The sequence below is a fragment of the Pseudomonas fluorescens genome, assembly GCF_018614775.1.
In the GTDB taxonomy this organism is placed as follows: domain Bacteria; phylum Pseudomonadota; class Gammaproteobacteria; order Pseudomonadales; family Pseudomonadaceae; genus Aquipseudomonas; species Aquipseudomonas fluorescens_BY.
The window spans coordinates 1-19,762 of the sequence record NZ_JAGGOF010000072.1; the positions used below are offsets into that span (position 1 = coordinate 1).

The following is a 19,762-nucleotide window of genomic DNA, read 5'->3' on the forward strand; positions in this document are numbered from 1 at the left end:
GGCCAGATCTCGCAGAAACTGCAACAAGCCTTGGAGTCCCTCGCCAGCGCGCGGGAGCGTACCCGTCCGATGGTCGATGCCACCGAAGTGTACATCGGCGGCCACCCCTGGCAGACGGTGGCGATCTCCGCCGGGTTCGGCTTGGTGGTGGGGTTGCTGCTGGGCCGGCGTTAAGCCCCCACCTGTGGGTTAAGCCAACCCCCTGTGGGAGCGGGCTTGCTCGCGAAGGCGGTGTGTCATGCGAAATATGTTTGGCTGACACACCGCCTTCGCGAGCAAGCCCGCTCCCACAGGGGGTTGGCTTAACCCACAGGTGGGGGCTTAACGCCGGCCCAGCAGCAACCCCACCACCAAGCCGAACCCGGCGGAGATCGCCACCGTCTGCCAGGGGTGGCCGCCGATGTACACTTCGGTGGCATCGACCATCGGACGGGTACGCTCCCGCGCGCTGGCGAGGGACTCCAAGGCTTGTTGCAGTTTCTGCGAGATCTGGCCGCGCAGGTTTTCCGCGTCTTCGCCGACCAGTGCGGCACCGTTCTTGAGCAGCTTCTCCGACTCTTCGATCAACGCCTTCAATTCGCTGAAAGCTTGATCCTTGATCTGCTCTCCGTTGGCTTGCAAGGTGCTTTTACGCGCCATGTGTGTGACTCCTGATGGATGATGGCAATGCACTATTGAGTGTTGCGCAGACTGAAAAGTTGCGCCAGGCGAGGCACAACCGGCTCATTTCATGAAAGCGGGTTAAGGCTATTCGGCGCAAGGTGTAAGATGGCGCCTATTTACGCAACAGGTAATTCCCATGAGCTTCAATCTGGCTGACAGGCCCCTTGCCGAGCGCGCCGCGCTGGAAGACGAAAAATCCCGACTCTTTGAGCTGTGGCAGAACAATTTGGGTAAAGCCAAGGGCGACGCCGCCCGCTTGTTCGGCGAGCGTTCCAAGCGCAAGGGCAAGTGGGCCGAGTGGGTGCGGGCTGAACTGGACGGCATGTCGCCGCCGGAATACGCCAATATGGTGCGAAGTGAAGTCAATCGCCTGATGGCGGCCAACAAGTAGATCCCCAGGCGAAGGCTGCGCTGATCGCCTCGCGCACCTTGAGCACGGCCGGATCCGTTTGTGTGTGGGTTCGCCATCCCAGCTCGATCGGATAGCGGGGCAGGCCCAGCGGGCAGGGCAGCAGCGCCAGGCCGCTGAGGGCCGCGATGGCCCGGGCGGCATGGGTCGGGATGGTCGCCACGGCCTGGCTGCCCTTGAGCAGAAACGGCAGCGCGGCAAAATGGGTGGTCGAGGCGCACACCCGCCGGCTCAGCCCGAGCCCGGCCAACCCTTCATCGGTGATGCCGATAAACCCACCCGACGACACCAGCAGATGCTCCCGGGCAACGAACGCTTCCAGGCTCAGGGTCTGCTGTGCTTCGGTCAGGCTGGCCGGGTCCACCAGGCACGCGTAATCACCTTCGCCCAACACCTGGCGGCTGAGCAGCCGCTGCGCGAAACCGCCCGCGGTGATCGCCAGGTCCAGGTGGCGCTCCATCAAGGCCAGGCCGACGATCTGGCTGTGGGTCTGGCGAAAAATCAAGCGCAGGCCCGGTGCGCGCTGCGCCACTTCCTCGATCAAACGGCGCCCAAAGGCAATCTCGAAGTCGTCGGACAGCCCGACGATGACCGAGCGGCCCTGGTAATGGCCAGCATGCGGATCGACCATCGCCAGGCTCTGGCGGCACTTGTTCAATGCCTCGCTGATCACCGGCTTCAATTGATTGGCCCGCAAGGTCGGCGCCAGGCCCCGGCCCGTGCGGATAAACAATTGATCGTCATACACGCTTCGCAGCCTGCGCAGTGCCGCGCTGATGGCCGACTGCGTCACGCCCAGGCGCAAGGCGGCGCGGCTGGCGCTGGATTCGTCATGCAGGGCTTCGAAGGTCTTCAGCAAGTTGAGGTCGATGTCGGCGATATTCATAGGGCTCATATCGTTTAGCAGCATCCGGGGCTTTATTCATGATCGGCGGACGCATGAGAATCGGCAACACCTGATGATCACGGAGTTGAAAAGCATGCCCACATCCATCGTCGCTGCCCTGCAGATCGGCTCGTTGCCCGGCGGCAAGGGCGAAACCCTGGCGCAGATCCTTTCCTATGAAGACGCTATCCGCCAGGCCGGTGCCCGTCTGGTGGTCATGCCCGAAGCGCTGCTGGGCGGGTATCCCAAGGGCGAGGGGTTTGGCACCCAGTTGGGTTACCGCTTGCCGGAGGGGCGCGAGGCGTTTGCCCGTTATTTCGCCAATGCCATTGACGTGCCCGGGGTTGAAACCGAAGCCCTGGCCGGGCTTTCAGCGCGTACGGGTGCGAGTCTTGTGCTGGGTGTGATCGAGCGTGCCGGCAGCACGTTGTATTGCACGGCCCTGTATTTCGAGCCTGACGCGGGCCTGGTGGCCAAGCACCGCAAACTGATGCCCACGGGGACCGAGCGGCTGATCTGGGGCAAGGGCGATGGCTCGACCCTGCCGGTGATCGACAGTCAGGTCGGTCGCGTGGGGGCGGCGGTGTGCTGGGAAAACATGATGCCGTTGCTGCGCACGGCGATGTACGCCAAGGGCGTGGAGGTCTGGTGTGCACCGACGGTGGATGAACGGGAGATGTGGCAAGTGACCATGCGCCATATCGCTCATGAAGGCCGTTGTTTTGTGGTCAGCGCCTGCCAGGTCCAGGCCTCGCCAGAGGCCTTGGGCGTCGAGGTCGCGAACTGGCCGGCCGAGCGCCCGCTGATCGCCGGCGGCAGCGTGATTGTCGGGCCCATGGGTGATGTACTGGCCGGGCCATTGAAAGACACGGCTGGTTTACTGACCGCTGAAATCGATACCGATGAACTGGTGCGGGCGCGCTACGACTACGACGTGGTTGGGCACTACGCCCGGCCGGACGTCTTCGAACTGGTGGTGGATGAGCGCGCCAGGCCGGGGGTGCGTTTCACGCAGTGATTCACCACGTGGCGGTGGAACCGCGCAAATCGAGGGTGCCGCGGTCAACGAAGCGCATCGTCCCGAACAGCCCGCCAGCGAGCTTGCCCTTGAGCACGTAGGGCAGGTTATCCAGGCTTTGGGTCTGGCTCAGGCCCAAGGTCTGGCGCAGCACGGAAAACGCCGAAATGCTCACCGGGATGCTCACGATCGCTTCGGAAAACCGTGGGATCGAGCCGGTCTGGTCGCTGACCCCGGAGGCCAATTCGCGGCCGTTGACCTCCAGCTCCAACGCCACGCCGTTATAGTCAATGGTGGTTTCGTTGGGATTTTGCAAGCGCAGCTTCACGGCAAAGCGCATCTCCAGATCCTGGCTGGGCAGCGGCTCGATGCCGACCACGTTGATGTTCAGCGGGTCGCGGTGCGGGAACAGCGCGCAGGCGCTGAGGTTGAGCAATATCATTAAAAGGGACAAGCCGAGGATTCTGCGCATGATCAAACGCTCGCGATTAAATAAGAGGCACGATAACCCTCGCCACGGGTGTCCGCCATAAAGGTGTTGGCTCCTGCCATTTTCTGACACCAGCCTCTGCTAATCTGCGGCAATTATTTGCTTCCCGGATCACCCATCGTGTCGCGTACCACTCGGCTGCTCACTTTGCTGCAAGTCTTGCGAGGCAAGCGTTGCCCGGTCACGGCCGCGGCCCTGGCGGTCGAACTGAACGTGTCCGAGCGCACGTTGTATCGCGACATTGCCGAATTGACCGCCCTCGGCGCGCCGATCCAGGGCGAGGCGGGCATAGGCTATGTGTTGCGCAGCGGCCTGTTCCTGCCGCCGCTGATGTTCACCGCCGATGAAAATCGAGGCCATCGTGCTGGGTTTGCGCTACGTGGATCAGCGCGGCGACGACGTGCTGGGCAAGGCCGCCACCGACGCGTTGGCGAAGGTCGCCGCAGTGCTCGCGCCCGACGTTCGGGATGCCTTGCGCAACCCCACGGTGTTGCCGGGGCCGCCGGGCTATGGCTACCCGCAGAACACCGTGGAACTGAATGTGTACCGCCAAGCCATCCGCACCCAGGCCAAGCTGCACATCGATTATGCCGACGTGAATAAAACCCCCAGCCAACGGCTGATCTGGCCGCTGGCCCTGGGCTTTTTCAATGAGGCACGGGTGGTGGTGGCCTGGTGCGAATTGCGTGGCGCCTACCGGACCTTTCGCACCGACCGGATTGCCTCGGCCACCGAGCAGGGCGAGCGTTATCCGGGCCGCCGCAGTGATCTGTTGCGCGCCTGGTTTACGCTGATGCAGCTGGACGAAACCGGACGTTTCACTCCTGACAAAAACTGACACAACGCTGTTCTAGCATAGTGCCAGATCGATAAAACAAGGAGCCTTGCCATGTCCAATCCCGTCTCTTCCCTGGCCCCGGCCATCGCCGGCTACATTGCCGCCGCCAATGCCCGTGACAGTTCGGCGGTGACGCGGTTCTTCGCCGACGATGCCAACGTGTTCGATGAAGGCCAGCACCGTGTCGGCGTCCAGGCCATCGCCCAATGGATGGAGGACACCGCCCAGCGGTACCAGCCACGGGTGGAGGTGCTCAATGTGCAGCAGCGTACCGGCAAGGTGCTGGTGCAGAACCTGATTTCCGGTACCTTCCCCGGCAGCCCGCTGGAGCTGCGCTATACCTTCCGGCTCGATGAGCAAGGGAAGATCAGTCGGTTGGATATTTCGGTTTAGGTTGCCTGAATGCTGTGAGGATATTTGTGGAGCAAGGCTTGCCCGCGATACAGGCACCCCGGTTTTCAGGCTGAACCGTGTCAGCTTTATCGCGGGCAAGCCTTGCTCCCATAGGTAGTATGTTTCATGCATACTCCGGTCCTTCATCCCCCGGACCTGAGCCGTATGACACACGACTCCCCCTTGACTGCCTGGCAGTACGCCATCGAACACCACGGCTTCGTCCAGGACGAAGCCCAGGAATTGGCCATCATGGCCCTGGAGCAATGCCACAAGGCGTTGCACGAGGGGCGCAAGTCGATCAAGGGTGTTTATCTCTGGGGCCCGGTGGGCCGTGGCAAGACCTGGCTGATGGATCGTTTCTACGAGAGCCTCAAGGTGCCCGCACGCCGTCAGCACTTTCATCATTTCATGGCGTGGGTGCACCAGCGTTCGTTCCAGCTGACCGGCACGCCGGACCCGTTGCAGGCCCTGGCCCGGGAGTTGAGCGCAGAAGTGCGGGTGCTGTGTTTCGACGAGTTGTTTGTCAGCGACATTGGCGACGCCATCATCCTCGGCCGGTTGTTCCAGGTCATGTTCGAACGGGGCATGGTGGTGGTGAGCACATCCAACCTGCCGCCGGAAGAACTCTATGCCAACGGACACAATCGTGAGCGGTTCCTGCCGACCATCACCGCAATCAAGCAACACATGCAGGTCGTGCCGGTGAATGGCTGGCAGGACCATCGCCAGCATCCGGGCGCGGTGCAGCAGCGCTATTGGGTACGCGACCCCGCGCAAACCGACCCACTGGCCGCGGTCTTCGACCAGTTGGCCGCCGGGCAGGCGCTCGCCAGCGGGCCGATCGAAGTCGGCCACCGTCTGCTTGAGCCGGTGCGAGCCAGCGATACGGTGCTCTGGAGCCGTTATGCCGACCTCTGCGAACAACCGTTCTCGGCGCTGGATTTCATGGCCCTGTGTGACCGTTTCGGCGTTATCCTGCTCGGCGATGTGTCGAGCCTGAGCGCCGAGCAGCGCGAAGGGCGCATCGCCCGAGGCACCGAAGACGGTGTCGAGCGGGTCGAGGCCGGTGACCGCGAACTGCCACAATTGTCCGTCCACGACGACGGTGTCCGGCGTTTCATTGCCTTGGTCGACGAGTGCTATGACCGCAAGGTACCGCTGTACCTGAGTGCGGAGGTGCCGATGGAAGACTTGTACACCGAAGGCTACCTGCAATTCGCGTTTCGCCGCACGCTCAGTCGTCTCCAGGAAATGCAGAAACAACGTTTTGGTCAGCCCGCCTGACCTGTATCCCACCGCCGGCCCAGAGCCGTCGGTCTATCGAAGTGACATGGTAATCGTCATGGAAGAAGCCAAGGACATCCTGGTATTGCAAGCCAGCTACACCAATCCGGTGCACGCGCAAGCGATCTGTCATGTACTCAATGGCTATGCAGAAGACCCGATGGGAGGCGGCCACTCGTTGCCGGTGGAGGTGCTGCTGCACCTGCCCGAGGAACTGGCCAAGCGGCCCCATGCGTTCAGCGTGCTGGCTTTCGTCAACGGCGAACCGGCGGGATTGGTCAATTGTTTCGAAGGCTTTTCAACCTTCGCCTGCCGTCCGTTGGTGAATGTCCACGACGTGGCGGTGATGAAGGAATTCCGCGGCCTCGGGCTGAGCCAGAAGATGTTGCAGAAGGTCGAGGACATCGCCCGCCAGCGTGGTTGCTGCAAGATCACCCTGGAGGTGCTGGAAGGCAACGCCGTGGCCCAGGCGAGCTATGCCAAATTCGGTTTTGCCGCCGGCATGTTCGACCCGGCCCACGGCCGCATGCTGTTCTGGATCAAGCCCCTGTAGAAGCGGGCTGTATCCTCACCGGTTACGGTTATTGCTGCACAACGGCAGCCGCTGGCGCCTTGGGCTTTATCAGGCTGAAGTCGATCAGCCCTTTGTGCTGGCTTTCATACGGGTTGCCAATCAGCAGCGGGCGCGCCTTGAACTGATCGCTGACCAGGCTCTTGCTGTGGTCCAGTTCGTCGAAACTCAGGCCCGCCATGTCGGCCCAGGTGTGAATCAGGTGCGAGCTGCTGTAGGGCCGTGACAGGTCGCCGGCAAAGTTCCAGTCATGGCTTTCGCGCCATTTCGGCGAGGCCCAGGCCATGAACGGGATGGTGTACATCGGCGCGGTCGGCTTGGCTTCGTTGCGTCCCAGGGTGTTATGGCCCTGGGAATCGAAGACGTCTTCACCGTGGTCCGACAGGTACAGCAGGAAACCGTTGGGGTCGCTCTTGGCGTAGTCCTTGATCAGGCTGGACACCACGAAGTCGTTGTACAGCACCGCGTTGTCGTAGCTGTTGTAAGTCGGAACCTGATCGTCACGTACCCCGGCTGGCACGCCCTGGCGGTCGGTGAACTTGTCGAACGTCGGCGGGTACCGGTACTGGTAGCTCATGTGGGTGCCGAGCAGATGCACCACGATCAACTTGCGCGGGGCGCTGTCGGCCAGGGCCTTGTTGAACGGCTCGATCACATCGCCGTCGTACTGCGCGGCGTTCTGGTTGCGGTTGTTGTTCAGATACACCTGTTCATCGGCCTGCTGGGAGAAGGTCGTGAGCATGGTGTTGCGCTTGGTCATGGTCTGCTGGTTGGTGATCCAGAAGGTCTTGTAGCCGGCCTGTTTCATCATGCTGACCAGCGATGGGGTGCTCAGGTACAGGTCCGGGCTTTCCTCGTCGGCAAACGTCAGCACCTGCTGCAGCGCTTCGATGGTGTAGGGGCGTGGGGTAATGACGTTGTCAAACACCGCGAGCTGGTCCTTGAGCTTGTCCAGCTCCGGTGTGGTTTCGCGCGGGTAGCCGTAGAGGCTCATGCGTTGGCGGTTGGTCGATTCGCCGATCACCAACACCAGGGTCGCCGGCTGGTCGGCCATGGCATCCTTGAGGTTACGCAGGGGCGCGATCTTGCTGGCGCTGTGCAACATGCCCTGCATGTTTTCCAGCTGTTCGCCGTAGCGACGATACGCCACTACCATCTGCCATGGCACGGCCGGCTCGATGCGATCTTCGAATTTCTCCAGGCCACCGGCGAAGCTGCCAGTGCGTTGGGTCTGCTTGATCAGTGGATAGCCGACCACGGCCATCACGATGACCAGCGCCGCTACCATGGCTTGGCCACGGGGCAGATAGACCGGGCGCAGGCGGGTCCAGAGCAGGTAGCCAACCAGGGTGTGAGCGAGGAACGCAGGTACCATCCACCAGGCAAAATACTGGGTCATGTACTCGCCGGCTTCAGCCACGTTCGATTCGAACATGATGAAGATGACGCTCTGGGAAAACTCCTGCTGGTAAATGAAGAAGTAACCCAGGCTTGCCATGGAACACGCCCACAGCACGAGGCCGATCAGTGCAGCGAGCAGGCGGGTGCGGGCAGGGAAGAGCAACACGGGCGCCAGCCACAGGGCACTGATCACGAACGCTTGACGGAACCCGGTGAAGCCGGACGTATTGCTCAGGAGGATGAGCAGTTGGGTGATGCCCGAGAAATACCAGAAGAACAGGAACAGCCAGCCGAGTCCGGCCCAGTCGAAACCTTTCGCAGTCGTTTTGCTGCGTTTGAACAAACTCATCAAATACTCCAGCCGTTATCGACGAAGCTATCAGCACCGGATCGGTGACAGCAGGCATGCGCCGAGCAATCTTGAAGGCCGGAATTATCGCGAGCCGCTTGTGAAAACTTTGTGAGTTTTCTGCTTATAAATGGGTGGCTTGGACGCCATTCCAGCGTGACGGGGGAGCTTGCGCCCGCTGGGTCGCGCAGCGGCTGCTGGTAGGGCAGTTACTGCTCAACCGAGCGGGCCCAAGCTCACTCGGCACGGGGGTATCTGTCTGCTTGGGAAGTGACATTGTTCAGTCAATGCCACCTCCTCGCGCTGATGTCTCTGGAACGCTTACCGAGCCACAGCCTGGCTCTGATGGGACAGCTGGGCGTGTTGCAGCTGCATGCGCAGTTGCGTCACTTCATCGAGCAGCAGATCACGCTCCTCCTTGAGGAGGCGCAATTCATCGCGACGAATGGTCACATAAAGGGTTTGGGGAGGACGTGCGGTAACGACAGGGCCCATTGCTCACCTCGCAAATGGCGTACATCAACTATAGAGATGTCGCCAGTATTTGGTCGACACCTCTACTATCGGCGGCGATTCTGATTTCTTTTGCCTGTGATTGGAACTTTTTTATTTTTCATGGTCGCTTTGCCTTTGGCCGGGGAAGGAAGCGTTATCCCTTGTGATCGCTCGAATTACCCGGAAACTATGCTGCAATGCTCTGGACTAACCTCCACTCGTCGTTTGAGCTAAACCTTTGACTTACCTTTATTTGTAGTAGGGAGCATCAGCACATGCAACTCGGGATCATTGGACTGGGCCGCATGGGCGGCAATATTGCGCGGCGCCTGATGCTCAATGGGCATGCCACGGTGGTCTATGACCGCAATGCCGCGTTTATCGAAAACCTCAGCCAGGAAGGCGCCACGGGCGTCGCCGACCTGCCGGCGCTGGTCGCCGCCCTGGAGAAGCCGCGGGCGGTCTGGGTCATGCTGCCGGCCGGCGCGCCCACCGAAACCACCATCACCGTGCTCGGCGACCTGCTTGAGCCGGGTGATGTGATCATTGACGGCGGCAACACGTACTACAAGGACGACATGCGCCGCGCCCAGGCTTTGTTGGAAAAGGGCCTGCACTACATCGACGTCGGCACCTCCGGCGGCGTCTGGGGCCTTGAGCGCGGTTACTGCATGATGATCGGCGGCGACGCCGAGGTGGTGAAGCGCCTGGACCCGTTGTTCGACAGCCTGGCGCCGGGCATGGGTGACATCCCGCGCACCCGCGACCGCAAGTCCGACGATGACCGCGCCGAGCGCGGCTATATCCACGCGGGCCCGGCGGGTGCCGGGCATTTCGTCAAGATGATCCACAACGGCATCGAGTACGGAATGATGCAGGCGTTTGCCGAAGGTTTTGACATCCTCAAGACCAAAGCCAGCGAAAGCTTGCCAGTGGAACAGCGTTTTGACCTGAACGTCGCCGATATCGCCGAGGTCTGGCGTCGTGGCAGCGTGGTCTCGTCCTGGTTGCTTGACCTGACCGCCGATGCATTGGCCAGCGATCCGAAACTGGACGGTTTTTCCGGTGAAGTCGCCGACAGCGGTGAAGGGCGCTGGACCATCGAGGCGGCCATCGAACAGGCGGTGCCGGTGCCAGTGCTGTCCAGTTCGCTGTTCGCCCGTTTCCGCTCGCGCCAGCAAAGCACCTACGGTGACAAAATGCTCTCGGCCATGCGTTTCGGCTTCGGCGGCCACGTGGAGGTTCCGAAAAAATGACCTCGATCGGCAGCAAATCCAAGGCAGAACCTGCACCGCCGACCACGTTGTTCCTGTTCGGCGCCCATGGCGACCTGGTCAAGCGCCTGCTGATGCCGGCGCTGTACCACCTCAGTCGTGACGGTCTGCTGGGCGATGGGCTGCGGATTGTCGGCGTCGACCACAACGCTATCAGTGATGTGGACTTTGCCAGGAAACTCGAGGACTTCATCCGTAACGAAGCGGCGAGCAAGGGCGGCGATGCCCAGCGAGCCCTCGACCCGCAATTGTGGGCCAGCCTGGCCCGGGGCATCAGTTACGTGCAGGGTGACTTCCTCGATGACGGCACGTACCAGGCACTGGCGGCGAAAATCGCGGCCAGCGGCACGGGCAATGCGGTGTTCTACCTGGCGACCGCGCCACGTTTTTTCAGTGAAGTGGTCAGTCGCCTCGGTGCGGCCGGGCTGCTTCAGGAGCAGGAGGATGCCTTTCGGCGCGTGGTGATCGAAAAGCCGTTCGGCTCCGACCTGCACACGGCCGAAGCGTTGAACGCCTGCCTGCTCAAGGTCATGAGTGAAAAACAGATCTACCGGATCGACCATTACCTGGGCAAGGAGACGGTGCAGAACATTCTGGTCAGCCGTTTCTCCAACAGCCTGTTCGAGGCGTTCTGGAACAACCACTACATCGACCACGTGCAGATCACCGCCGCCGAAACCGTCGGCGTGGAAACCCGTGGCAGTTTTTATGAACACACCGGCGCCCTGCGGGACATGGTGCCCAATCACCTCTTCCAGCTCCTGGCGATGGTGGCCATGGAGCCGCCGGCGGCCTTTGGAGCCGATGCGGTGCGTGGGGAAAAGGCCAAGGTCGTCGGGGCGATCCGGCCCTGGTCGGTGGAACAGGCTCGCGCCAATTCGGTCCGTGGCCAGTACGCCGCCGGTGAACTCGGCGGCAAGGCAGTGAACGGCTATCGCCAGGAACCTAACGTGGCCGCCGACAGCAGCACCGAAACCTACGTCGCCCTCAAGGTCATGATCGACAACTGGCGCTGGGTGGGCGTGCCGTTCTACCTGCGCACCGGCAAGCGCATGAGCGTGCGCGACACCGAAATCGTCATCTGCTTCAAACCGGCGCCTTATGCGCAATTTCGCGACACCGAAGTCGACGAATTGCAGCCGACCTACCTGAGAATCCAGATCCAGCCCAATGAAGGCATGTGGTTCGACCTGCTGGCCAAGCGGCCGGGGCCGGCCCTCGACATGGCGAACATAGAATTGGGCTTTGCCTATAAGGACTTCTTCGAAATGCAGCCGTCCACGGGTTACGAAACCCTGATCTACGATTGCCTGACCGGCGACCAGACCCTGTTCCAGCGCGCCGACAACATTGAAAACGGCTGGCGCGCGGTGCAACCCTTCCTCGACGCCTGGCAGCAGGACGCGACGGTCCAGGCCTACAAGGCCGGTGAAGATGGCCCGGCGGCCGCCGATGACCTGTTGATGCGCGACGGTCGCGTCTGGCATGGCCTCGGATGAGTGGTCCATTGAAACACCCCATCCGCTTTTTGCTCAGTGACATGGACGGCACCTTGCTGCTGCCCGACCACAGCCTCAACCAGCGCACCATCGACGCGGTGCGTTCATTGCGCGAGGCTGGCGTGCTGTTCAGCCTCGCGACCGGGCGGCCGCCCCGGGCGATGTTGCAGTACATAGAGGCCCTGGGTGTCGACCTGCCCACCGCGGCCTTCAATGGCGGTACGCTGGTGCGCCCCGACGGCAGCTTCCTCGCCGTGCATTACTTGCCACCCGAGGCGGCGCTGATCACCCTGGGCCTGTATGCCGAACAGTCCGGCATCGAGGTCTGGGTGTTTGCCGATGGCGACTGGCTGGTGCTCGACGCCCACGGGCCCATGGTGCCGGTGGAAACCCGCGGCCTGGGTTACCCGCCGGTGCAGGTCAAGAGTTTCGAGCCGTACCTTGAGCGCATCGACAAGATCGTCGCCACCAGCCCCAACACGGACTTGCTGGTTGAGCTGGAAGCGCGCCTGCAGCCGCTGCTCAAGGGCCAGGCCCAGGTATCGCGCTCGCAGCCGATCTACCTGGACGTCACGGCGATGGAAGCCAACAAGGGGGAGGCATTGTCCACGCTGGCCGAGTTCCTCGACGTGCCCCTGGAGCAGACCGCCGCCATGGGGGACGGGGGCAACGACCCGGCAATGTTCCATCGCGCGGGATTGTCGATTGCCATGGGGCAGGCAGAAGAATCGATCCAGCGTCAGGCTGATGTCATCACCGCCGCCAACACGGAAGATGGCGCGGCGCTGGCGATCGAGCGCTACATCCTGCCTGAATAACCTACGCACAACCTGTAAATACACACCCCTGTGGGAGCGAGCCTGCTCGCGATGGCGGTATATCAGCTGAAGTTGCACTGTCTGACACACCGCCATCGCGAGCAGGCTCGCTCCCACAGGTATTTCACTCCTCAGAGCTCTTTTATAACCAGTACGTCACCGCATACCAGCCCAACCCTCCCATCACCACCGTATAAGGCACCGCCATCCAGACCATCCGCCCATAGGACAAGCGGATCAGCGGGGCAATGGCCGAGGTCAGCAGGAACAGGAAGGCCGCCTGGCCATTGGGCGTGGCGACGCTGGGCAGGTTGGTGCCGGTGTTGATGGCCACCGCCAGGGTTTCGAACTGCTCGCGGCTCAAGTGCCCGGACACGAATGCCTGCTTCACTTCGGTGATGTAGATGGTCGCGACGAACACGTTGTCGCTGATGGCCGACAACAGGCCGTTGGCGATGAACAGCATCCCCGGTTGCTGATTGGCCGGCAGGGCCAGAACCCACTGGATCAATGGCGTGAACAGTTGCTGATCGTGAATGACCGCCACCACCGCGAAAAACACCACCAGCAGCGCGGTGAACGGCATGGCCTCCTTGAACGCGTTGCCGAGGCGGTGTTCGTCGGTGATGCCGGTGAACGCGGTGATCAACACGATGACCATAAGGCCGATCAGGCCGACCTCGGCGATGTGCAGCCCCAGCCCGACGATCAGGATCAACGCGGCGATGCCTTGCACAATCAGGGCCGCCCGCTGGCGTGAGGTGCGTTCGCGGTTGTCTTGTTCGGCGTAGTCGGCCAGCACCGCCCGTACGTTATCCGGCAGCAGCGTGCCGTAGCCGAACCCGCGCAGTTTTTCCAGCGCCACGCAGGTCACCAGCCCGGCGACCAGCACGGGCAGCGACACCGGCGCGACTTGCATGAAGAACTCCATGAAGTGCCAACCCATCTCGTGCCCGATCAGCAGGTTCTGCGGTTCACCCACCAGGGTGCAGACGCCGCCCAAGGCGGTGCCCACGGCGCCATGCATCAGCAGGCTGCGCAGGAACGCCCGGAACTGCTCCAGGTCTGCATGGTGCAGGGTCGGCAAATCATGGTCTTCATCGATGCTGCTGTCCTGGCGCGGGTCATTGCCCGAGGCCACGCGGTGATACACCGAATAGAAACCCACGGCGGCGCTGATGATCACTGCCGTGACGGTCAGCGCATCGAGAAACGCCGAGAGGAACGCCGAGAGAAAACAGAACATCAGGGCCAGCAGTGCCTTGGAGCGCACCCCCAGCAGCAGGCGCGAGAACAGGAACAGCAGCAGGCCCTTCATGAAGTAGATGCCCGCCACCATGAACATCAGCAGCAGGATCACCGGGAAGTTATGCAGCAGTTCGTCGTACAGCGCCTTGGGCGTGGTCATGCCCAGCACCAGGGCTTCCACGAGCAACAGGCCGCCCGGCATCAGCGGGTAGCATTTGAGGGCCATGGCAAGGGTGAAGATGAATTCCAGCACCAGCATCCAGCCAGCCACGACCGGGCCCAGCGTCCACAGCACCACGGCGTTGAGAATCAGGAAGGTGATGATGCACGCCTTGTACCAGCGCGGGGAATTCCCCAGAAAGTTGTGCGCGAAAGCCTGAGCCATTGAACCGGACATCGGCTGCTCCTTTAAATGAGAAGCGCGCAACTTGCCGTAACAAATCCGGAATATCAAGCGCAGCCATCAATACCGCTCAACCATCGTGACGGGTTCATCCCCAATACCGGGCCACCACCGCGCGACAGTTGCCATGGAGCGAGTAGCCCCCCACCAGGATGTTTCCATCGGCCTGGATCGCCAGGGACGTGGCGGTGTCCAGGCTGTAGCCCAGACGCGTGCGGACCCAGCCAGCGCCCTGGCCGAAATCCGGATCGAGGCTGGCGTCCGGCAAGTGCCGGGCCAACACGAAATCAGCCTCGATGCCGCCAAGGGTGGCTCCGGCGGTCAGCAGCTTCCCATCTGCCTGCACCTGGGCGGCTGTCCACTGGCTGGGGCTGCGCCCGATCTCCAGGAGCCGGCATTGGCCCTGGTTGCTGTGGCGATCCGGCTTGCCATCGGGGCACATTTTCAGCGACAGGCTATGCATCGGATCGCGGCTGCTGCCGAACGCCTGCAAGTCACCGTTTGCATGCTGGACGATCTGGCTGACCATCACGCTGTGATCCTGGGCCAGGATCGACAGGAAGCCGTCTTCGCCGAAACGGTCATCGAGGTTGCCGTGGGTGTCGTAGCGCGCGATCAAGCCATGCTGGGGCAGATCGATGGTGCCGCCGACCAGGATCTGGCCGTCAGCCTGGAGCGCCAGGCAGCCCAGCCAGGTGTTTTTCAGCAGGCGCCGGACCATCACAAAGCCGCGTCCGTTGAAGGTGTTGTCCAGTTCGCCGTCCCGCTGCAACCGGATCAGCACGCCGACATGGTCGGACAATTGAAAGTGGTGGTTGGCCAGCAAGAGGATCCGGCCATCGGCCTGTACTTGCATGTCACAGGCTTCAAGGCCGGGTACGCCGGGCGGCAGCCAGGGATCGCGCAGGCCTTGGGACAGGTTGCCACAGAGTCGGATGATCCGTCGGCCAGCGGTGCCGAAGTGCTGGACCGCTCCACCGTGTTGATCGAACAGGGCCAGGGCGGGCAGGGTGTGGTTGTTGTTTTCGTAGTGCAGGCCGCAGAGCAGGATCTGCCCATCGGGCAACGCGATCACCTTGCCTGCCGTTGCTTCGAAGCCGTCCTCGAACGTGTCGATGACACAGCCGCAGCCGCAGCCGCAGCTGCCGAAGCCGGGATCGATCGAGCCGTCAGGGTTGAGTCGGGCCAGCCCGAAACGGCGGCCGTGGGGTGTCTCGATCCTGGCTGCGATCAGGATCCGACCGGCGTGGTCCAGGGTCAGGCTGGTGATCAGGCTCGATAGGCTGCCTTCGAAATGAACCCAGGCCTTGCCGTTGTCGGCGAAGCCTGGGTCAAGCTGTCCTGCATGGGCCGCAGCCCGGGGGAGCGCAAACGCGGATTGATCGGGCATGCATGCCTCTCCTTGCGCGTCGACCGGCCCGAAAGGGCGACGACTGCATGAGGGCAATATTCAATCCCTGAATGGGACAGTGCACAACTGTCATGTCCTAAAGATACGCGGGCATTTCGTGCCATAACACTGGCTTTACAATCCAGCGCCAGGCTGTTCTACCCATAACTGTCATATACGGACGAGTTATTCCGGCATGGACCAGGACTGCAACTTGTAGCCTTCCTGGCTGAGTTCGGCGCGGGCCTGTTTCAACAAGTTGCCCAGTTGGGCCGGGTCGGTGTAGGCGCTGCTTGGTATCTGGGTGCGGCCAATGTGGGTATTGGTACGGTCGATGACGGTCAGGCTGAGTTCGCCGTTACCGTCTTGTGGGGCCCAGGCCACGCACTGGAACGGACGGAATGCGCGGTCGGCGATCAAAAGAGCTTCGTTGATACGGAGCGGGGCGTTCATGGCGTCTTCTCTTAAAGGTGCCCAATCAAATGATGTGCCGTCGGTTGGGCGTACCGTGCGGCTGGTTACTTGTACTGATGTTCCGAACCGGGTGGCAGGTCACACAATCCTCGAAGAAATTTCGATTTTCTTTCAGACCGGCCTTCTACGCTTTTGTTTGAAAGGGCATGAAAGATTTTACCAACGCATTAACTTACAAACCCTCGCTTATAACCAGTTTTGCCCCATCTCGATAATCAATTGATACAAGGGCGTGTCAACTTCTTGCTACTGTTACATGCAGGTTTGCCAAACGCCTGTTTCTAATCATATTTCCTTATTTTGGCGCCAAGGATCAGTCATGCTCGAAGTCAGTACGTCACGTCGTCTGCTCGTGGTTGATCCCTGCGATGATTGTCATCGCCTGTTGCCTGGGCTGCGCTCCATTGGCTGGAATGTGGACAGTTGTGCCCTCGAGCATGCCGGCGATCGAACCTGCGATGTTGGTCTCTTGCGGTTGCAGCCTTTCCATCTGGAGCGCCCGGAAGCGGTCAAGGAGCTGATCAGCCGTAGCGGCACCGAATGGATCGCAGTGCTTAGCCCAGAGGTGTTGCGCCTGCAGAACGTCGGTGATTTTGTCTGCGAATGGTTTTTCGACTTCCATACCTTGCCCTTCGATGTGTCACGGGTCCAGGTGACCCTGGGGCGGGCGTTTGGCATGGCCCGGCTGCGCGGGCAGGGCTCGATTCACATTGATCAGCCCGAGCATGAGTTGCTGGGTGACAGCCGGCCGATCCGGGAACTGCGCAAACTGTTGAGCAAGCTGGCGCCTGCCGAGTCACCGGTATTGATCCGAGGCGAAAGCGGCACCGGCAAGGAGCTGGTGGCGCGGACCCTGCATTTTCAGTCCCATCGTCGCAGCAAACCGTTCATTGCGATCAACTGCGGCGCCATCCCGGAGCATTTGATCCAGTCCGAGTTGTTCGGGCATGAGAAGGGCGCTTTCACCGGTGCTCACCAGCGTAAGGTCGGGCGGATCGAGGCGGCCCACGGCGGTACGCTGTTTCTCGATGAAATCGGCGATTTGCCATTGGAACTACAGGCCAACCTGCTGCGTTTTCTGCAGGAAAAGCACGTTGAGCGGGTCGGTGGCAGCCAGCCGATCGCCGTCGATGTACGAATCCTGGCCGCCACCCATGTGAACCTCGAGGCCGCCATCGAGCACAAGCGTTTTCGCGAAGACTTGTACTATCGCTTGAACGTGTTGCAGGTAGTCATGGCGCCGCTGCGTGAACGCCACGGTGACCTGGCGATGCTGGCCAGCCACTTTTCCCATTTCTATAGCCAGGAAACCGGCCGCCGCCCCCGCAGTTTCAGCGAGGACGCGTTGGTAGCGATGGGCATGCATGACTGGCCGGGCAATGTGCGCGAGTTGGCCAACCGTGTCCGGCGTGGGCTGGTGCTGGCCGAAGGTCGACAGATCGAAGCCCGCGACCTGGGCCTCGCCAGCCAGCACGGGGTTGTCGCCCCGATGGGCACCCTCGAAGACTACAAGACCCGCGCCGAGCGCCAGGCTCTGAGTGATGTGCTCAACCGCCACAGCGACAACCTCAGCGTGGCGGCCCGGGTGCTGGGCGTCTCCCGGCCGACGTTCTATCGGTTGTTGCACAAGCATCAGATCCGCTAGTACTGACCTTGACAACCCTTGTGGGAGCGAGCCTGCTCGCGATGGCGGAGCATCAGAGAGATTGCACTGTCTGACACGCCGCCATCGCGAGCAGGCTCGCTCCCACAGGTTTTTTGCGAGCCCTTTATCCCGCGTTAGAAGTAATACGGAAACTTCAAACTGAAGGTGAAGTCCGGCGCATCGTCGGTAAGCCCGATGGACAGGTTCGGCACGATGGTCAGGTTGTCGGTGGCGGCGACGGTCATGCCGATGTTGAAGTAGCCGGCGTTGGCATCGCTGGACACCACCGATTGCCAATCCCCGCCATTCTCCTTGAGTTTGCTTTTCCTCTGGACGAGGTCGGAGACCGAGAACGACATGCTCATCTTCTCGTTCAGGGCAAAGGCAATGCCTGCACCGATCTGGAAGCTGTCGCCGATCTGCACTTTGCCCGGGGTCTTCTGGTTGACCGTGGAGCTGATGTCGTCGAACGACTCTTCAAGGTTATGGGTGTAGGAGAGGCTGCCGAACAGCACGGCCGGGTCAAAGGTCTTGACCAGCGACAGCCCTGGCGTGATCGACCACACACCGTTGCCGGTGGGCAGGTCTTCAGGCACGAACAGGTTGGTGTTGGCCTGGGACTGGCGCAGCTTGATGCCGAACGGTTCCTTGCCGGTGGGCGCCTTGATGCGCAGGGTGACCACCGCGTCCGGGCTGTTGACCGACTCATCCATGAACTTGTAGGCGATACCGAAGTTGACGTCGCCGATGGTGGGATCGCGGGTCACGGTTTCTTCGCTGGTCACCCCGGCGGCCCCTTGATTGGCGCCGCCCGATTGGTAGGTGGATTCGCGGTAGACCACCGGTACGTTGAGGTCGAACTGCCAGCGATTATCGAAGTTGTAGCGGCCGGTGAGGTCCAGCGTCCAGGTGTCGGCCTTGATCCGGTCGAGGTTGATGTTGCCGAGGAAGATCGAGTCCAGGGCCAGAAAACCATTGAGGATCAGTTGCCGGGTGTCGTAGCGCGAATAGGTCACGCCGGTTTCGAAGCTGAATTTGCCGCCGCCGAAGAAGCCACTGGCCTCGTCGTAGAGGTTGGAAACGCTTTGCGCCGGTTGAGAATCGCCAGCCAGGGATTGGCCGTAGCCGCTGCCCCCGGCGGTTGCCGTACCGGCGCCGGCAACGCCCTGGTTGCCTTTCAAGTCGGCGGGGGATTTGGCCAGGCGCTTGGGCGCCGGGGTGGTGGGCTGGTCCTCGACCTGGCGAACCCGCTGTTCGAGTACCGCCAAGGCCTTTTGCTGGACCTCGTAGCGTTGCTTGAGTTCGAGGAGTTCCTGTTTCAGGGCCTCGATGTCCGCATCCGGCGCTGCGTGCAGCAAGGTGGCCGGGAACAACGTGCTCAAACACATCACAGCGCGCAACGATACGGATCGATACATGAAGATGCCGTCCCTATTTGCCCAGTGGTCAAAACGCAGCGTAGTTCAATAACCTAGGTTGCGTAGGCCCCTGAGTTGAGTCAGGTTGCAGTCCAGTGCCCCGGCACTGGCGCCGTTATTATTGAGCACCACGTTGAGCTGCGTCATGTTGTTGACCAGGTTGCTGTTGCCCAGCAGGCGGGTGTTTTGCAGCAAGCCGCCCTGGGCCACCTGTTGCAGGGTGCTGCCCTGGTTATGACTGGCCTGGATCGCCATCTGCACACCGCTGCCCGTGGCGGTGACCGCGACACTGCCGGCGGCGTTGCTGCCGCTGATGGTCTGGCCATGGGTCAGCAGTTGGCCCTGCGAGGGCGTCAGTGCGGGGGCGAGGTTGCTCTCCTTCACATTGATGTCGACGTTGTTGTAGGCGATGTTGCCGTCGCCGGCAGCGCGCACGCTTTGGGTCACGCCCTGGCTCGTGCCGAGGCCTGCGCCGCCGGTAATGTTGCCGCTGCCCTGATCCGGGACGCTGCCATTGCCGGTCTGTTTGAGGGTGGAGACATAGAACTCGGGTTTGACGGTGGCGGCCTGGATCTGCATGGAGCTGGTGGCGCCGATCAGGTCACCGCTGGCGTTGCGCCAGGTGCTGGTCATGACAACGCCGAAGCTGATGATCCGACCTGGCATGACATACCGACCGCGTAGCTCGGAGAGCTCCTGGTCCTTGACCTCGATGGGTTTGAATCCGGCATGGGCATAGCCCGAGGCTGTCGCGGCCAGGCAGGCCAGCGTCAGCCAGTGTGACGTTTTCATG

20 protein-coding genes and 1 pseudogene are annotated in these 19,762 nt (G+C 61.7%); 11 read left to right on the forward strand and 10 right to left on the reverse strand.

Annotated features, from left to right (window positions below; genetic code table 11):
* Nucleotides 1–174, forward strand: a 174-nt coding sequence (locus J7E36_RS18430; protein WP_215006005.1) for a glycine zipper domain-containing protein, incomplete at its 5' end; no start/stop codon positions are given.
* A 147-nt stretch (nt 175–321) separates the two neighbouring features.
* Here J7E36_RS18430 and J7E36_RS18435 read toward each other — a convergent pair.
* Nucleotides 322–639, reverse strand: coding sequence for a DUF883 family protein (locus tag J7E36_RS18435; protein WP_215005852.1), 318 nt, complete (start codon nt 637–639; stop codon nt 322–324).
* A 160-nt stretch (nt 640–799) separates the two neighbouring features.
* Between J7E36_RS18435 and J7E36_RS18440 the strand changes: the two genes are divergently transcribed.
* A complete protein-coding gene (locus J7E36_RS18440) occupies nt 800–1,054 on the forward strand; it encodes a hypothetical protein (protein WP_039591001.1) in 255 nt (84 codons plus the stop codon).
* On the opposite strand, the gene J7E36_RS18445 is transcribed toward J7E36_RS18440, so the two are convergent.
* Complete coding sequence (locus tag J7E36_RS18445; RefSeq protein ID WP_215005855.1) at nt 1,026–1,967, reverse strand: LysR family transcriptional regulator; 942 nt, start codon at nt 1,965–1,967, stop codon at nt 1,026–1,028. The two genes, J7E36_RS18440 and J7E36_RS18445, sit on opposite strands and share 29 nt — an antisense overlap.
* An 85-nt stretch (nt 1,968–2,052) precedes the next feature.
* Between J7E36_RS18445 and J7E36_RS18450 the strand changes: the two genes are divergently transcribed.
* Nucleotides 2,053–2,976, forward strand: a complete 924-nt coding sequence (locus tag J7E36_RS18450) for a carbon-nitrogen hydrolase family protein (RefSeq protein WP_215005857.1) — start codon at nt 2,053–2,055, stop codon at nt 2,974–2,976.
* Between the two features lies 1 nt (nt 2,977).
* Here J7E36_RS18450 and J7E36_RS18455 read toward each other — a convergent pair whose 3' ends face one another.
* Entirely contained in the window at nt 2,978–3,448 is a 471-nt protein-coding gene (locus J7E36_RS18455) for an LEA type 2 family protein (protein WP_215005860.1), read from the reverse strand.
* Between the two features lie 138 nt (nt 3,449–3,586).
* On the opposite strand from J7E36_RS18455, the pseudogene J7E36_RS18460 reads away from it, so the two are divergent.
* From J7E36_RS18460 to J7E36_RS18475, 4 genes and pseudogenes are all read left to right on the forward strand, one after another.
* A pseudogene (locus tag J7E36_RS18460) lies at nt 3,587–4,304 on the forward strand (helix-turn-helix transcriptional regulator).
* A gap of 51 nt (nt 4,305–4,355) precedes the next feature.
* Nucleotides 4,356–4,697, forward strand: coding sequence for a nuclear transport factor 2 family protein (locus J7E36_RS18465; protein WP_215005863.1), 342 nt, complete (start codon nt 4,356–4,358; stop codon nt 4,695–4,697).
* A 165-nt stretch (nt 4,698–4,862) separates the two neighbouring features.
* Nucleotides 4,863–5,984, forward strand: coding sequence for a cell division protein ZapE (gene zapE, locus J7E36_RS18470; protein ID WP_215005865.1), 1,122 nt, complete (start codon nt 4,863–4,865; stop codon nt 5,982–5,984).
* 58 nt (nt 5,985–6,042) lie between these two features.
* Entirely contained in the window at nt 6,043–6,537 is a 495-nt protein-coding gene (locus tag J7E36_RS18475; RefSeq protein ID WP_215006007.1) for a GNAT family N-acetyltransferase, read from the forward strand.
* 28 nt (nt 6,538–6,565) lie between these two features.
* Here the strand turns inward: J7E36_RS18475 and J7E36_RS18480 are convergent, their stop codons facing one another.
* Nucleotides 6,566–8,305 (reverse strand): phosphoethanolamine transferase CptA, encoded by a 1,740-nt coding sequence (locus J7E36_RS18480; protein ID WP_215005868.1) that lies wholly within the window; start codon nt 8,303–8,305, stop codon nt 6,566–6,568.
* A gap of 321 nt (nt 8,306–8,626) precedes the next feature.
* Nucleotides 8,627–8,800 (reverse strand): DUF6026 family protein, encoded by a 174-nt coding sequence (locus J7E36_RS18485; RefSeq protein ID WP_215005871.1) that lies wholly within the window; start codon nt 8,798–8,800, stop codon nt 8,627–8,629.
* 275 nt (nt 8,801–9,075) lie between these two features.
* Here J7E36_RS18485 and gnd point away from each other — a divergent pair, with 275 nt between their 5' ends.
* The 3 genes from gnd to J7E36_RS18500 are packed head-to-tail and all read left to right on the forward strand — an operon-like array spanning nt 9,076 to nt 12,391.
* A complete protein-coding gene (gnd, locus tag J7E36_RS18490; protein WP_215005873.1) occupies nt 9,076–10,056 on the forward strand; it encodes a phosphogluconate dehydrogenase (NAD(+)-dependent, decarboxylating) in 981 nt (326 codons plus the stop codon).
* Complete coding sequence (gene zwf, locus J7E36_RS18495) at nt 10,053–11,573, forward strand: glucose-6-phosphate dehydrogenase (protein WP_215005876.1); 1,521 nt, start codon at nt 10,053–10,055, stop codon at nt 11,571–11,573. The genes gnd and zwf overlap by 4 nt, the downstream gene beginning before the upstream one ends.
* Nucleotides 11,570–12,391: an HAD family hydrolase gene (locus J7E36_RS18500; protein ID WP_215005879.1), complete on the forward strand. Its 822-nt coding sequence runs from the start codon at nt 11,570–11,572 to the stop codon at nt 12,389–12,391. The genes zwf and J7E36_RS18500 overlap by 4 nt, the downstream gene beginning before the upstream one ends.
* 142 nt (nt 12,392–12,533) lie before the next feature.
* Here J7E36_RS18500 and nhaB read toward each other — a convergent pair whose 3' ends face one another.
* From nhaB to J7E36_RS18515, 3 genes are all read right to left on the reverse strand, one after another.
* The gene (gene nhaB, locus J7E36_RS18505; protein ID WP_215005894.1) at nt 12,534–14,036 is read right to left on the reverse strand and encodes a sodium/proton antiporter NhaB; all 1,503 of its coding nucleotides are present in this window, start codon (nt 14,034–14,036) and stop codon (nt 12,534–12,536) included.
* A gap of 94 nt (nt 14,037–14,130) precedes the next feature.
* Nucleotides 14,131–15,432 (reverse strand): hypothetical protein, encoded by a 1,302-nt coding sequence (locus tag J7E36_RS18510; RefSeq protein ID WP_215005897.1) that lies wholly within the window; start codon nt 15,430–15,432, stop codon nt 14,131–14,133.
* A 186-nt stretch (nt 15,433–15,618) separates the two neighbouring features.
* Nucleotides 15,619–15,885 (reverse strand): hypothetical protein, encoded by a 267-nt coding sequence (locus tag J7E36_RS18515; RefSeq protein ID WP_215005900.1) that lies wholly within the window; start codon nt 15,883–15,885, stop codon nt 15,619–15,621.
* A 340-nt stretch (nt 15,886–16,225) separates the two neighbouring features.
* On the opposite strand from J7E36_RS18515, the gene J7E36_RS18520 reads away from it, so the two are divergent.
* Nucleotides 16,226–17,551 (forward strand): sigma-54 dependent transcriptional regulator, encoded by a 1,326-nt coding sequence (locus J7E36_RS18520; RefSeq protein ID WP_215005903.1) that lies wholly within the window; start codon nt 16,226–16,228, stop codon nt 17,549–17,551.
* Nucleotides 17,552–17,685: 134 nt separating this feature from the next.
* On the opposite strand, the gene J7E36_RS18525 is transcribed toward J7E36_RS18520, so the two are convergent.
* Together J7E36_RS18525 and J7E36_RS18530 are read right to left on the reverse strand one after the other, a co-directional pair.
* A complete protein-coding gene (locus tag J7E36_RS18525) occupies nt 17,686–18,969 on the reverse strand; it encodes a hypothetical protein (RefSeq protein ID WP_215005906.1) in 1,284 nt (427 codons plus the stop codon).
* Between the two features lie 45 nt (nt 18,970–19,014).
* Entirely contained in the window at nt 19,015–19,761 is a 747-nt protein-coding gene (locus tag J7E36_RS18530) for a hypothetical protein (protein ID WP_215005909.1), read from the reverse strand.
* Nucleotide 19,762 lies beyond the last annotated feature (1 nt).